A 13,724-nucleotide genomic window follows, 5' to 3' on the forward strand; every position below is an offset into this window, starting at 1 on the left:
AATCATGACTGTTGCCTCATCTGCACCCACGTTGGTTGATCTTGCGCGCCAAACCCGCCAGGCGGCCCGAGCTTTGGCGCTGCTGCCGACGGCCGATCGGCGGGCGGCCTTGGAAGCGGTGGCCCAATCTTTGAGCGATCGGGCGGCAGCGATTGTGGCGGCCAATGAAGCAGATTGCGCGGCGGCCCAAGCGGAGGGAATTTCTTCGGCACTTTATGGCCGGCTGAAGCTGGACGGGGTGAAGCTGGCGGGGGCGATCGCTGGGGTGCGCGACTTAGCCCAGTTGCCGGATCCCTTGGGCGATCGGCAAATTCACCGGGAACTGGATCAAGGGCTGGTTTTGGAGCGGGTGACCTGTCCGCTGGGGGTGTTGGGGGTGATTTTTGAAGCTCGCCCCGATGCGGTGGTGCAAATTGCGGCCCTGGCGATCGCCTCAGGGAATGGGGTGATCCTGAAAGGGGGCAAAGAGGCGGTGCGCTCCTGCCAAGCGCTGATTGAGGCGATTCACGGGGGCTTAGCTAATTCGGCGGTGGATCCGGCGGCCGTGCGGCTGTTAACCACACGGGAGGAAACCCTGGAACTGCTGCGACTCGATCGCTATGTGGATTTGATTATTCCCCGAGGATCCAACGCCTTTGTGCAGTTTGTGCAAAACAACACGCGAATTCCGGTGTTGGGCCATGCGGACGGCATTTGCCATCTCTATGTGGATGAGGCCGCGGATTTAACCAAAGCAGTGCCGATCGCGGTGGATGCCAAAACCCAATACCCTTCCGCTTGCAATGCGATCGAGACCCTGTTGGTTCACCGGGCGATCGCCCCGCAGGGGGTGCCGGAGCTGGCCCGGGCCCTGGTGGCCAAGGGGGTGGAATTGCGCGGGGATGCGCCCACCTGTGAGCTGTTGCAAGGCATTTGCGAGATCACCCCGGCGACGGAAACGGATTGGGCGACGGAATATAGCGATTTGATTTTGTCGATCAAACTGGTGGCGGACTTGGACGAGGCGATCGACCACATCACCACCTATGGATCGGGCCATACGGAAGCCATTGTGACGGAAGACGATGCCGCCGCCGATCGCTTCCTGGCCGAAGTGGACGCGGCCGGAGTCTATCGCAACTGCTCCACGCGCTTTGCCGATGGCTTCCGCTACGGATTCGGGGCTGAGGTGGGGATTAGCACCAATCGCCTCCCACCGCGTGGCCCCGTTGGGCTAGAAGGTCTAGTGACCTATAAGTACCGCCTAACGGGCCAGGGGCATGTGGCGGCCACCTATGCCGGAGCCGATGCTAAACCCTTTACCCATCGGGACTTGTAGCCTGCGGGTTGCTCAGCGGCATCACCGCATGGGGGCAAAATCTTGCTTGATCGAGGGGCGATCGATGCTCCCCAAAATGGTCAATTGAGCGATCGATCCAAATCCTAGGCGATCGCTCGATCGCTCGACCAGAATGGGAGCAACTCCTGCAAACCTGCCTCCTTCGCTCTATCAACAGCGCGGGGATGCATCTTCAGGATGAATCACCATGCTTGCTGTGTTGCAGATTTTCCCTATGGATCAGTCCCTTTTCGGTCTTCGGACTCGCTCGGCCCACCTGGCTCGGCGTTATGGCCAAGCAATGCTGTTGACGGTGGCCCTGGTGGCCGGTGGGTTGGCAATGGGGGCAACGGCCCAACCGGCCGCGGCCGCTGAAGCCAACTGCCGTGTGGTCACCACCAACGGCTCACCCTTGAATATTCGCAGCCGCGCCGACAGTAACGCCTCCATTGTGGGCACGATCGCCAAGGGTCGCACCCTGAACGTGATTGGCGGCCCTCAAAATGGTTGGGTACAGGTTCGCGCCACCGTACCCACCGCCAACGGTTCGCGCACCGTTGAAGGTTGGGTGGCCAGCAGTTTTCTGCGGCCCTGTGCAGTGGCCACGCCGCCCCGCACTTGCCGAATGGTGGCCACGAGCGATCGCCCCTTGAATATTCGCAGCCGGGCCGATGACGACGCGCCCATCTTGGGTACGATCGCCAAGGGTCGCACCCTGGAAGTCACAGGCAGCGCCCGCAATGGCTGGGTTCCTGTGCGGGCCACGGTCATCACGGGCAATGGCTCGCGCACGGTGGAAGGTTGGGCTGCGGCCGCGTTCCTGCGTCCTTGCACCACGGCCCAAAATCCCCAAAATCCGATCAAGCCGGAATTGTGCCGTCGAGTGGTCTATGGCGAAGGCCTGTCGGTTCATGCCAACCCCGACCTAACCAGTCCCCGGCGCGGCGGTGTGGCGGCCGGGAGTGAAGTGCAGTTGTTAAATCGGGAGTCCACCACGGCCGGGGGCGCGGTGTGGATGCAAATTAATCAGCCGGTTCAGGGATGGATTCCTGTGCGATCGCTCAACCGGCCGACAGATCAACTGAATGTGCTGAATTGCCTTTAAGCTCCATCCCGACGATCGGGGAAGTTGGGTCGCAAGGAAGATCGACCGTCTGAGACAATCGGCTAGCTGATGCAACCCATTCACCAGCCCGTTGGCCCATCCTGTTCATCACCCTGCTGGATTTGCGCCCCATGGGGCTGCCCCAATCGCACCAATCATGCCGACTTCCCGCCCGATCGCCCCTGAGATGATGTCAACTGCTGCCGAGCCGCTGGATCTCTTAATTTTGTCCAACGGCCCCGGAGAGGTCACCACTTGGGTGCGACCGGTGGTGCAAGCCTTGCGGCAGCAGTGGGGAGCGGATCGATCGCGCCTACGAATTTCCGTGGTTTTGGCCCCCTGTCCCAATGCAACGGGTCAGGAAGCGGCCGTGGTGCAATCATTTCCAGAAGTCGATCGGGTGCAAGGGGCTGCGGCCTTTTGGCCCTTTTTACTTTGGGGGCGGACAGCGGAAGGGTGGGACTGGCGAGATCGAGGTGTGGTGTTGTTTTTGGGCGGCGATCAGTTCTTTGCTGTGGCGATCGCCCGCCGTTTGGGCTATGGCAGCGTGATCTATGCGGAATGGGATTTACGCTGGCTCCGTTGGGTCGATCGCGTGGGGGTGCGGTTGCCCCGGTTGGCCACCCAAGTTCCCCCCTGGGCCACCTCCAAAGTCGCCGTGGTGGGCGATCTGATGCTGGAGGCTGGCCGTTTAACCCATTCACCACAGGGCGATCGGGAACGGCTGGCCCTGCTGCCCGGCTCCAAAAGCGCCAAACTCGCTCAAGGCGTGCCGTTATTGCTGGGTACGGCCGATCAAATTCGAGCCGATCGGCCCCAAGCGGAATTTGTGATTCCTGTGGCTCCCACGATCGACCTGTCCACCTTGGCCCGCTATGCCGATCGCACCCATAATCCTGTAATTGACTGGGTTTCGGGCACAACAGCCCGCTTGGTAATACCCGAAGCGATCGCTCCGGCCGATCCCCGATCGCTCCAGAACTTGCCTTACCTGGAAACCCCGGCGGGCACAAAAATTTGGCTTTGGGAGCGATCGCCCGCCTGGGACTTACTCAGCACCTGTGACCTATGCCTCACCACCGTCGGCGCAAATACGGCCGAACTAGGCGCATTGGCTCGCCCCATGTTGGTGTTGTTGCCCACCCAGCAGTTAGATGCCATGCGGGCCTGGAATGGCATTCCGGGGCTGTTGGCAAATCTGCCGGGTTTGGGCGGCCTCTTTGCCAAGCTGATTAATGGCTTTGCCTTGCGTCGGCTGGGGATGTTGGCTTGGCCAAACCTGTGGGCCGGGGAAGCGATCGTGCCGGAACTGGTGGGGCCGCTCACGCCAACGGTTGTGGCTGACCAAGCGATCGCCCTATTGGCCAACCCCACTCAGCTTCAGGCTATGGGCGATCGGTTGCGGGCCGTGCGGGGCGAGCCGGGAGCCGCCGAAAAACTCGCCACGTTGGTTACGGAATTGCTACAGCAACCCAAAAGCTAGAGAGCGGTTGGGTTTTGATTAGGTGGAGATTGAGCCTAGTGAAAATTGACCCGATACTTCGATTGACCCGGTGCTTTGATCGGTGATGGATCCATCCTAAAGCGCCGCCTAGGGCAACTCCACCGAGGTGGGCTTGGCAATGTGGGGCAGCCCCCAGCCCAACTTTTCACGCAGAATTCGGAAAAACTCCGGCGGTTGCAACCGAATGAACTGGGCTGAATAGGCCGATCGATTCACCCGCACCCGATCGTCCGGCTGTACATAACATCCCGCATTCCCATCCACCACCATCACGATCGGGTTTTGGGTTGCCGAAAAAATTGTGACCGGCTCCGTTTCGGAAAACACCAACGCCCGAGAGGCCAAGGAGTGGGGGCAAATGGGCGCAAGTTGCAACACCGGCACTTCCGGCGCAATCACCGGCCCTCCCGACGACAGGGCATAGGCCGTGGAGCCGGTGGGCGTGGACAAAATAATGCCATCCGCCGCAATATCCACAGGGGAGTGATGCCCGATCGCCACCTCAAAATGGCACATGCTGGTCATGGGTTCCCGGTGCAGCACCATCTCATTCAGGCACAACACCTCCCAAAGGGGGTCATCATCCCGAAAAACCCGCACCTCCAACATGGAGCGGCTTTCCACTGAAAAATTACCCGCCAAGAGCTGTTCGATCGCGGATGGAAGTTGGCTCAGGTAAATTTCCGTCAAAAATCCCATGTGCCCGGTGTTGACCGTCAACAGGGGTACTCCGATCGGGGCCAACTGCCGAAAGGCCGACAGCACCGTCCCATCACCTCCCAAGACGATCGCGAAATCCAGGGATGGATCAAACCCCGGTGGCACCAACTGCTCAAGCGGCGAAGAACAAACGGGATGGTTCAGCCGCGAGCAACCTAAAATTCCACCGGATCCCGTGGTGGAAATTACCCGACAGCCCCGGGCCGACAGTTGTTCGACCAAATCTGCCGCCGTCTTTTCCGCGACGGGTTTGGCATCGTTATAGATAATTCCAACGTTGGGGCAGGCGCTGTCAGACACGGGCAACGACCGAAGGAGTGAGATGGGCGGGGCAAATGAGGTGGATGAGTCAGTCAGGCTAGGATTCCGTCCTGGTGACCGAATCAGGCGAAACTCATCCTATCGCGCCCCAGCCGGATGCCACTGTGATCGCCTTAAAACCGCAAGGTTTTTTTACGCTTACTTTCCTTGGCCGCGATCGACTGTTCGTAGTCAATTTGCTTCAATTTCTTCAGAATTCGCCCAAAATATTCTTCCAGGTAGGCTTCCAGGGTGCTAATCTCCGCCGGATCAATGCCAAACGCGCGATAGGTTTCCGCCATCTCCGCCGTCAGCGGTTGGCCCGACGAAAACACATCCGCAAAGGCCAGGCGATCGGCCACATTCAAGCTCCACTTGAACCAGCGGGCCGCACTGCGCACTAAATTCAACAGACCCGTGGGCGGGCTGGTGATTTTGGCTTGGCGATCGGACAGTTTTTCGCAGAGGGCGATAATTTCCGCCGGAGTCCAGGCCTTGGGCCCCACCACCGGGAAGGCTTGGCGCTCCGTTTCCGTGGCCGTCAGGGCCCGCACCGCAAACTTCGCAATATCTTGGGTGTCCATGTAGGCCACGGGCGATCCCCGATCGGGCACCCACACCGATTGATTTTCCAAAATCGGGATCGCATACTGACCGATTAACCCTTGCAGAAAGCCACAGGGCCGCAGGATTGTGTAATTCATCTCCAATTGCTTCAGGTACGCCTCCGTGCAGCGCTTGACTTCCATCAGCGGCACTTTGGGAAACTGATTCGCATTCAAAATGGAGAGAAAAATGTAGCGATCGACTCCCGATTCCTTAGCCGCTTGAATCAGATTGACCTTGCCGCGCCAATCCACATCGCGCACCCCCAGGGAATCCGTTGCCCGAGCCGTGGCCGCGTCAATCACAGCGGTAATTTCACCACCGGCAAAGGACGGGGCGATCGTCTCCGCATCGCAAATGTCGCCGCCCACCAGCTCTGCTCCCCACTCCCGCAGGAACGAAGCACGGCTGTAACTGCGAACCAGGCACCGCACCGTGTGTCCCTCATCCAGGGCGCGACGCACGATTTGCCTGCCGAGGGTGCCGGTTCCGCCAACGACAAGAATGCTCATGAGGGACTCGTTACTAATCGTTAACTTTTTATAAGATGTTATCAGAAAGCGCTAACAGCACCACAAGGTGGGATCGCAAGATTTGCAATTAACCACCGTCAACCGACCCTAATTCCTAGGATTCCAGCGCTTTGCGCTTCGGGGCCAGTCTCTTCTCATTTTCCACGGAGCTGAGCTGGGCTGGTGTGATCCCGGCTTGCTAGGCTCATCCATCTCCGAAAGCGACACGATATGGTGTGGGAAGGATCTTGAAACCATAGGGATCGCTTCTCGAAGCCTCGCTCAGGGATTGTTTTCTCCTATCGCCTCACACAAGCCAATCATTTTTCGTTCTCTGTTCCCGAAAAACGAAACGCAGTACCCTGGTTGTGATTGGTTTTGATCGCAAGTGAGTCGTACTAGAGAATTAAGAGCACCATAACTCCCGCACGGGGTCTGGGCTTGGCATCGAGCAGTTAATGCAACGTAGTACTGACAAGGATTCTGGGTATGGCTGCCGATCACTCCTGCATAGAGCTATCCACGATAAGTCCCTCAACCCGTTTGGCGATCGACAAGCGATCGCCCGATGGATCAACAACACCGGCTCCCTTGGTGGAGAATGCCTTGGGCGATCGGGTGCTTTCCACCAACATGGCCCAGCGGATGGCGGAGGTGTTTGCCCTGTTGGGTGACCCAAACCGCCTGCGGATTTTGTCAGCCCTGGTTCATCAAGAACTTTGTGTTTGCGACTTGGCTGAAGCCGTTGGCATGAGTGAATCGGCCGTGTCCCATCAGTTGCGGGCCTTGCGCAGCCAGCGCTTGGTGGCTTACCGCAAACAGGGCCGCCATGTCTATTACCGACTCAAAGACAGCCACATCCTGGTGCTCTATCAACAGGTCTTGGAGCATTTACAGGAACCGGATGATTAGCGGCCCTAGCGCAACAGTTGCCGCAGCTCAGCCAGATCGGCCGATCGCCCCAGCCGTTCCTTGTAGGCAATCAGATGATGGAGCGACTGCACCCATAGGGATTGGCCAAAGTAGCGGGTGCGATGGGCGGTTTTGAGATCAGTATTCAGGGGCAAGCGTTTTTGCCCTCGAATGGCGTAGGCGGCTTCGTCAGCGCAAAGATCAACCAACAACCCATTCACATTGAGCCGCAATAATAAGAGGTCAAATTCCGCGTCAATGTAACGATCGGGCGGGGCGATCGCCCAATCTTGAAAGCAGGCATAGGCCCGATCAAAATCAGCGATCGCCACATCAATATCCAAATCATGCAGGGGCCAAGCGGAGCCATAGAGATTTCCCGCCAGGCCCCCCGTCACTTGGTAGCGAATTTGGTGGGTTTCTAGGCGCTGAATCACCCATTGCACCTGAGTCCACTGATCGGGCCCCATGCAAGGGGGATGGGTCGGCAAGGGGGCGGGGGGGCGATCCAAATCTGGACGACGCTCGCGGGTGCGCAAAATTTGTTCTTCGCGCCGCCATTGCTCGATCGCCCCGTGATTTCCAGACATCAAAACCGCAGGCACGGTTAGCCCCCGAAACTCCGGCGGCCGGGTGTAGTGCGGATAATCCAGCAGCGGTTCCTCAAAGCTTTCGGCCTTCAAGGATTCTTCCTTGCCCACCGTGCCCGGCTGAAGACGCAACACCCCATTGAGAAGGGTGAGGGCCGGAATTTCGCCGCAGGTCAGCACAAAATCCCCCAAGGACACTTCCCGATCGACCAGGCTCATTACCCGCTCATCCACCCCTTCGTAATGCCCACAGAGCAACACCAGTTGATCGCAATTGGCAGATAGGGCCTTAAACAGGGATTGGGTCATGGGTTGCCCTTGGGGCGTGAAGTAAATCACTTCCCGACGAGGCAGTTGCGGCAAAGAGTCGAGGGCCGCCGCGATCGGCTCCGGCTTCATCACCATGCCCACGCCACCACCGTAGGGTTCATCGTCCACTTTCCGATGTTTGTCCGTGGCGAAGTCCCGGGGATTGGTGACAAAGACTTCGGCAATTTGTTTTTGCAGCGCTTTGCCCACCAAGCCCGATCGCAGGGGGGATTCAAAAAAGTCTGGAAACAGGGTGACAAGGTCAAAGCGCATGGTTGAACAATCTAAAAAAACGCGCTAAAACAACGCAACCGCTGGGGGGTTTTGCCATGGGCCTTGGCCTTGGGGCAATGTCGCCATCCAAACCAATGTCCTGAGCATCCCAATGATTGCGTTGATTGCGTTGTTTAGACTAGCTGTTGAACAGCCCAGTTTGGCAAGGGGCGGCAATTCGGAAATTGCGGAAGACTCGAATTTTGAAAGAATCTTGACCGAGACTTCGGCCACCGTCCGCCCGCTCACTGGCTTTTACTGACCGGGTAAGATTACTGACTGAGTAAGATTACTTACCGGGTAAGAATTGCCCGATCGCGTCGCGAATTTCGTTGGCCATGCCCATGGCTCCGGCCGCATCCAGGCGCACGACGCTGGGGCCGTAGTCTTCTAGCACTTCCAAAACCGAAATTTTGCCATCGTCCATAATCGCCGTGACTAGGGCCCCGCGCAGGGCGTAGAAGTTACCCCGATCATAGGGGGGGTAAATGACTTCGCTCACCCGCTTCAGCAACCGCTCACCCACGAAACCATAGGACAGTTTCACTGCGTCGGCGGGATCAATGCCCAAAACTTTCAGGTCGATCGAGGTGTTCAGATAGCCCCGCAGGCGATCGCGCGGCACCTTGCCATAGGATTCGATTTGACCCAGCAAACTATTAAAGCTATCGGAAACCGGTTTATCAGCCGCAAAGGCTTGCAGATCCTTCAGGGTGGCACTGACCCCGATCGGGCCATAGCGAATTTGAACCTGATCCGCCGCCTGGGCCATGGGAGCCAGCGACAACAACGCCGCTCCAGCCCCCAGCAGGGCCCAACGCCCGCGACGCAACAGGCAAGAAAGGGATTTTGCCGGGGCAGCACCCAGCGGGCTAGCAGGGGCGATCGCACACCCCGGCCCGGAATCCGACAAGAGAGAACCTACAGACATAACCATCAGCAGTACCGTCCTTGGATGGGGACTCGTGGGATGGGGACTCGTGGCCGAGTGACAGTACTTTTGCACCGTTTCGGCCAACGCTTCAGCATCAGAGACTTCAGGGAGTCGCAACCAGTTTGCATTGATGGTTGATGGCAATCAAGTTTGCAATGGTGTTTGTTTGCAAGTCAGTTTGCGATCAAATTCAATCAGACTGGTTGCTGCCTCGGTGTGGCGGCCCGGGTCAGGGGAAATCGTCAAGAACCGCAGGGGTCTTACATCACCGCCCGACAGGCTGCACCCCGATTCACCGGCAACCCGAGGACTTCCATCATGGCTGCCATGAACCCACTAACGCGCCCTTCATAAGGTTTCAGATCGATTTGGCTTACGTCGATCGATCCCAATTCCGACAGCAGCGCCGAAAAGTCCCCAGCGGCCGCCTTTTGCAGCAGTGAACCAACATTCACTTGGCGCAACAGTTTATCCAGGTCAGAACCCGGGTCGATCGTGCCAAAGGCCTGAATTGCCCCTTGAATCTTGCTGATGTCGCTGCTGGTCACCCCGGCTTCTGAGAGCAGTTGGTTCAGCTTGGCCGAATCCATGCTGGTCAGTTCCCGCACGGTCAGACCGCCCACCTTGCTGATAATCGGTTGCACCTTGGTTTTAACGCGGGTATAGATTTTGAGTGCTTCCCCCGCATCCACCGTCATGGTTTTCGGTTCAAGCTGCATCAACACATCCAAGGCCGTGACGGGTGCTGCCGAAGCGCGGGACAGCACCTTCTCGATCGCGGCGGTCAGGGGCTGAGCATTGCCTTGGGCGTTGTCGGCATAAAGCACCTGGCTAATGGAGCCGATCACCAACTCACCGGGACAGCTCTTCAACACGGACGGAGCCGTGCGAGCCGCCGCGCTGCCCACTTGGAAGGGGCTTTTCAAAATCCGTTGCAAATCAGCCCGGCTCACTTGCTTGGCCACGTTGGGATCGCTCAGCAGTTGCCCAAAGTCGCCGCTGGCTTGCCCCGTTTCCGCAAAGGTTTTCAGCTCTGCCATGGTGATATCCACATCACCCAGGCCCGGTAACCGCAACACTAACTTATCTAGGGCCAGGGCCTGACCGGCGGCCAAGGCAATCGCCAAGCTACTTCCCAGGGCCACGCTGCCGACTCGGCCAATCCAGCGAATGGCACGTTGACCCAACAGGGGAGGTTGCTGAACTGCTTGAGGTTGTTTGATCGATCGAGCCATGATCCACTCCTTCTCCTTTCTCAATCGGGTTGATACCTGTTTCAACCCAAAATTCAACCCAAAATAGGGTCAGGTACTAATGTTCAGGCATTCGTTCAGGCATCTGTATCAGGCTACATCTGACCGCTGATTAGCCCCGCCACCCATGCCCGATTACTATCGGCTGCTTCATGGGGGTCTGTTGTCCAGAATGGCACGGTTTCCAAACCGGCATTTACCTGGGAACCTGTCCAGCAGTGCCATTGGCGCAATTGGCACAGTATCGATCCTAAGCTTTCCTTCACGATTGAACCTTCTTGATTGCCCCAAGTTGAGAGGCTATTCCATGGCAACAGCCCTAATTACCGGCGCTTCTAGTGGCATTGGTGCAGCCTTTGCCCAAGCCCTGGCCGCCCGTGGTGTGAGTGTGATTTTGACGGCTCGATCGACCGAAAAACTCCAACCGTTAGCCCAGTCCCTAACTACCCAATTTGGGATCCAGGCGATCGCCCTGCCGCTTGACCTCAGTGAGCCGGGCGCGGCCGACCAGTTGGCCGCCCAAGTCAAAGCCCTTGGTCAGCCGATCGACTGGTTAATTAACAATGCTGGCTTCGGAGACTTTGGGGAATTCGCCACTCGGGACTTGACCAAGCAGCGGGCCATGTTGAACCTGAACGTGGTGGCCCTGACGGAGCTAACACACCACTTCTTGCAACCGATGCTTGATCGGGGCCAAGGACAAATCATCAACGTTGCCTCCACCGCTGCCTTTCAGCCCATTCCCTACCTCTCGCTCTATGCCGCCACCAAGGCCTTCGTCCTCAGCTTCAGCGAGGGCCTGTGGGTTGAGTGCCAAGGCCGCGGTGTGCGGGTGATGGCCCTTTGTCCGGGTCCCACCGCAACCAACTTTGCTGCGGCGGCCGAATTCCCCGGCAGCCTGAAGATGCCCAACGATATCGCCACTCCCGAGGCCGTTGTTCAAGAGGCACTCCAGGCGATCGCCCAAGGGAAGCCCAATTGCGTTACGGGCGGCTTGGCCAATCAAATTTTGGTGAACGCCGGCCGATTCATGCCCCGCAGCAGCTTAATCCAAGGGATTGGGAAGCTGTTTCGATCCGCTTCCACAGGATCCGAGGCTTAGCATCCCCATGAGCACCCCAAGCGCGATCGCGCTTGGGGTGCTCAATTTAACTAGCTCAATTTGATCAATTTACGAGTGATTGCGATCGATCCCATCGATCCCCAAATTGATCCCAATGCACCCCAAATTCATTCCAAATTTGCTGTGAATCAAAACCAGATCACCAGCTCTCGTAGGTATCCCTGGCGGTTTCCCAAGGGGCGATCGCCAGGGCCCAACCTTGCCTCAACCATGACCCCAACGCCTAAAACCGCCATCAAGCCGGTTCGGTAAATACCCCTTCATCATCTCGCCCCCACGAACCACTATAGAAAGCAAGAAATACAGCCAAATTTTCCCAATCGCCTCAGAAGCAGCAATACCCCTATGGCCAAAGTCGTCGGAATTGACCTCGGAACCACCAACTCTTGCGTTGCCGTAATGGAAGGCGGCAAACCCACCGTCATCGCCAACGCCGAAGGTTTCAGAACAACCCCTTCAGTCGTGGCCTACGCAAAAAACGGCGACAAACTCGTTGGTCAAATTGCCAAGCGCCAAGCGGTGATGAACCCCGAGAACACCTTCTACTCGGTCAAGCGCTTCATTGGTCGTCGCTTTGAAGAAATCACCCACGAAGCCACCGAAGTGGCCTACAACGTAGACAACGTTGGTGGAAACGTCCGCATCAACTGCACGGCCAAGGGTGAAAAATACGCTCCGGAACAAATTTCCGCCCAAGTGCTGCGCAAGCTGATCGAAGATGCCAGCAAATATATCGGTGAACCCGTTACCCAAGCGGTCATTACGGTTCCCGCATACTTTAACGACTCCCAACGCCAAGCCACCAAAGACGCAGGCAAAATCGCAGGCGTAGAAGTGCTGCGGATTATCAACGAACCGACTGCCGCATCGTTGGCTTACGGTCTTGATAAAAAAGAAAACGAAACGATTTTGGTCTTCGACTTGGGCGGCGGTACGTTTGACGTATCGGTGCTGGAAGTGGGCGATGGCGTGTTTGAAGTGTTGGCCACCTCGGGGGATACCCACCTGGGCGGCGATGACTTCGACAAGCAGATTGTGGATTTCCTGGCCGACACGTTCCAAGCCAGCGAAGGCATTGACCTGCGCAAGGACAAGCAAGCTCTGCAACGGCTGACGGAAGCCGCCGAGAAGGCCAAGATTGAGCTGTCGAGCGTTACCCAAGCCGAAATTAACCTGCCCTTCATTACGGCAACCCAGGACGGGCCCAAGCATTTGGACTTGACCCTGACCCGGGCCAAGTTTGAAGAGCTGTGCGCTGACCTGATCGATCGCTGCCGGATCCCCGTTGAGAACTCCCTGCGCGATGCCAAGCTGACCAAGACTGACATTGACGAAGTGGTGTTGGTGGGCGGTTCAACCCGGATCCCGGCCATCAAAGACCTGGTGCGTCGCGTTCTGGACAAGGAACCCAACCAAAGCGTCAACCCCGATGAAGTGGTGGCCGTGGGCGCTGCGATTCAAGGCGGCGTGCTGTCCGGTGAAGTTAAGGACATCCTGCTGTTGGATGTGACTCCGCTGTCGTTGGGTGTGGAAACCCTGGGCGGCGTGATGACCAAGATCATCCCTCGCAACACCACGATCCCCACCAAGAAGTCCGAGGTGTTCTCGACGGCGGCCGACGGCCAAACCAATGTGGAAATTCACATTCTGCAAGGGGAGCGGGAGTTCGCCAACGATAACAAGAGCTTGGGAACCTTCCGTTTGGATGGGATTCCGGCTGCGCCCCGGGGTGTGCCTCAAATTGAGGTGACCTTCGACATCGATGCAAACGGCATCCTGAACGTGACCGCTAAGGACAAGGGCACGGGCAAGGAACAGTCGATCAGCATTACGGGTGCTTCGACATTGCCGAAGGACGATGTGGATCGGATGGTGCAGGATGCGGAACGCAACGCCGCCGCCGACAAGGAGCGCCGCGAACAAATCGACCTGAAGAACCAAGGCGACTCGCTGGTTTACCAGGCTGAGAAGCAACTGAAGGAACTGGAAGACAAGATCTCCGACGACCAAAAGGCCACGGCCGAGGCCGCGATCGCCAGCCTGAAGGATGCGTTGCAGAAGGAAGATTACCCGGCCATCAAGACCCAGGTGGAGGCCCTGCAACAGGCGCTGTATACGATCGGGTCGTCGGTGTATCAGCAAGGGGCCCCGGATGCGGCCGCTCCCGATGCACCCACTGGGGATAGTTCGACCGGTGGCGATGGCGATGATGTCATCGATGCGGAGTTCTCGGAAACGAAGTAACTCAAACTCAGGTGCAAAACC

The 13,724-nt window shown here is 57.8% G+C and carries 10 protein-coding genes and 1 pseudogene; 6 read left to right on the forward strand and 5 right to left on the reverse strand.

Going from position 1 to position 13,724, the window contains the following annotated elements; all coding sequences use genetic code 11:
• The first annotated feature begins 4 nt into the window (after positions 1-4).
• The 3 genes from H6G53_RS00845 (at position 5) to H6G53_RS00855 (ending at position 3,906) form a co-directional block, all read left to right on the forward strand.
• On the forward strand, positions 5-1,318 hold the full coding sequence (locus H6G53_RS00845; RefSeq protein WP_190530625.1) for a glutamate-5-semialdehyde dehydrogenase: 1,314 nt from the start codon (positions 5-7) through the stop codon (positions 1,316-1,318).
• 208 nt (positions 1,319-1,526) lie between these two features.
• Positions 1,527-2,423 (forward strand): SH3 domain-containing protein, encoded by an 897-nt coding sequence (locus H6G53_RS00850; RefSeq protein ID WP_190530626.1) that lies wholly within the window; start codon positions 1,527-1,529, stop codon positions 2,421-2,423.
• Positions 2,424-2,580: 157 nt separating this feature from the next.
• Entirely contained in the window at positions 2,581-3,906 is a 1,326-nt protein-coding gene (locus H6G53_RS00855) for a lipid-A-disaccharide synthase (RefSeq protein WP_242030759.1), read from the forward strand.
• A 108-nt stretch (positions 3,907-4,014) separates the two neighbouring features.
• On the opposite strand, the gene H6G53_RS00860 is transcribed toward H6G53_RS00855, so the two are convergent.
• Both H6G53_RS00860 and H6G53_RS00865 read right to left on the reverse strand, forming a co-directional pair.
• On the reverse strand, positions 4,015-4,947 hold the full coding sequence (locus H6G53_RS00860) for an NAD(+) kinase (RefSeq protein WP_099532014.1): 933 nt from the start codon (positions 4,945-4,947) through the stop codon (positions 4,015-4,017).
• A 134-nt stretch (positions 4,948-5,081) separates the two neighbouring features.
• Positions 5,082-6,065: an NAD(P)H-binding protein gene (locus H6G53_RS00865; protein WP_190530627.1), complete on the reverse strand. Its 984-nt coding sequence runs from the start codon at positions 6,063-6,065 to the stop codon at positions 5,082-5,084.
• Positions 6,066-6,554: 489 nt separating this feature from the next.
• Between H6G53_RS00865 and H6G53_RS00870 the strand changes: the two genes are divergently transcribed.
• Entirely contained in the window at positions 6,555-6,977 is a 423-nt protein-coding gene (locus tag H6G53_RS00870) for a helix-turn-helix transcriptional regulator (RefSeq protein WP_099531968.1), read from the forward strand.
• Between the two features lie 509 nt (positions 6,978-7,486).
• On the opposite strand, the pseudogene trmD reads toward H6G53_RS00870, so the two are convergent.
• The 3 genes and pseudogenes from trmD to H6G53_RS00885 form a co-directional block, all read right to left on the reverse strand.
• Positions 7,487-8,149 (reverse strand): annotated as a pseudogene (gene trmD, locus H6G53_RS18620) (tRNA (guanosine(37)-N1)-methyltransferase TrmD); the annotation flags it as partial.
• Positions 8,150-8,438: 289 nt separating this feature from the next.
• Positions 8,439-9,086 (reverse strand): alpha/beta hydrolase, encoded by a 648-nt coding sequence (locus H6G53_RS00880; RefSeq protein ID WP_190530629.1) that lies wholly within the window; start codon positions 9,084-9,086, stop codon positions 8,439-8,441.
• A gap of 257 nt (positions 9,087-9,343) precedes the next feature.
• Positions 9,344-10,318: an alpha/beta hydrolase gene (locus H6G53_RS00885; protein WP_099531971.1), complete on the reverse strand. Its 975-nt coding sequence runs from the start codon at positions 10,316-10,318 to the stop codon at positions 9,344-9,346.
• A gap of 325 nt (positions 10,319-10,643) precedes the next feature.
• Here H6G53_RS00885 and H6G53_RS00890 point away from each other — a divergent pair, with 325 nt between their 5' ends.
• A complete protein-coding gene (locus H6G53_RS00890) occupies positions 10,644-11,438 on the forward strand; it encodes an SDR family oxidoreductase (protein WP_190530630.1) in 795 nt (264 codons plus the stop codon).
• Positions 11,439-11,804: 366 nt separating this feature from the next.
• The gene (gene dnaK, locus H6G53_RS00895) at positions 11,805-13,703 is read left to right on the forward strand and encodes a molecular chaperone DnaK (RefSeq protein WP_099531974.1); all 1,899 of its coding nucleotides are present in this window, start codon (positions 11,805-11,807) and stop codon (positions 13,701-13,703) included.
• Positions 13,704-13,724: the final 21 nt, after the last annotated feature.

Source organism: Limnothrix sp. FACHB-406, assembly GCF_014698235.1.
GTDB lineage: Bacteria > Cyanobacteriota > Cyanobacteriia > CACIAM-69d > CACIAM-69d > CACIAM-69d.

Excerpts from the sequence above, each read along its gene's own strand:
- H6G53_RS00865 (WP_190530627.1), bottom strand. The coding sequence starts at position 6,065 with ATGAGCATTCTTGTCGTTGGCGGAACCGGCACCCTCGGCAGGCAAATC.
- H6G53_RS00880 (WP_190530629.1), bottom strand. The coding sequence starts at position 9,086 with ATGGTTATGTCTGTAGGTTCTCTCTTGTCGGATTCCGGGCCGGGGTGT.
- H6G53_RS00850 (WP_190530626.1), top strand. The coding sequence starts at position 1,527 with ATGCTTGCTGTGTTGCAGATTTTCCCTATGGATCAGTCCCTTTTCGGT.
- H6G53_RS00855 (WP_242030759.1), top strand. The coding sequence starts at position 2,581 with ATGCCGACTTCCCGCCCGATCGCCCCTGAGATGATGTCAACTGCTGCC.
- H6G53_RS00885 (WP_099531971.1), bottom strand. The coding sequence starts at position 10,318 with ATGGCTCGATCGATCAAACAACCTCAAGCAGTTCAGCAACCTCCCCTG.
- dnaK (WP_099531974.1), top strand. The coding sequence starts at position 11,805 with ATGGCCAAAGTCGTCGGAATTGACCTCGGAACCACCAACTCTTGCGTT.
- H6G53_RS00890 (WP_190530630.1), top strand. The coding sequence starts at position 10,644 with ATGGCAACAGCCCTAATTACCGGCGCTTCTAGTGGCATTGGTGCAGCC.
- H6G53_RS00845 (WP_190530625.1), top strand. The coding sequence starts at position 5 with ATGACTGTTGCCTCATCTGCACCCACGTTGGTTGATCTTGCGCGCCAA.
- H6G53_RS00870 (WP_099531968.1), top strand. The coding sequence starts at position 6,555 with ATGGCTGCCGATCACTCCTGCATAGAGCTATCCACGATAAGTCCCTCA.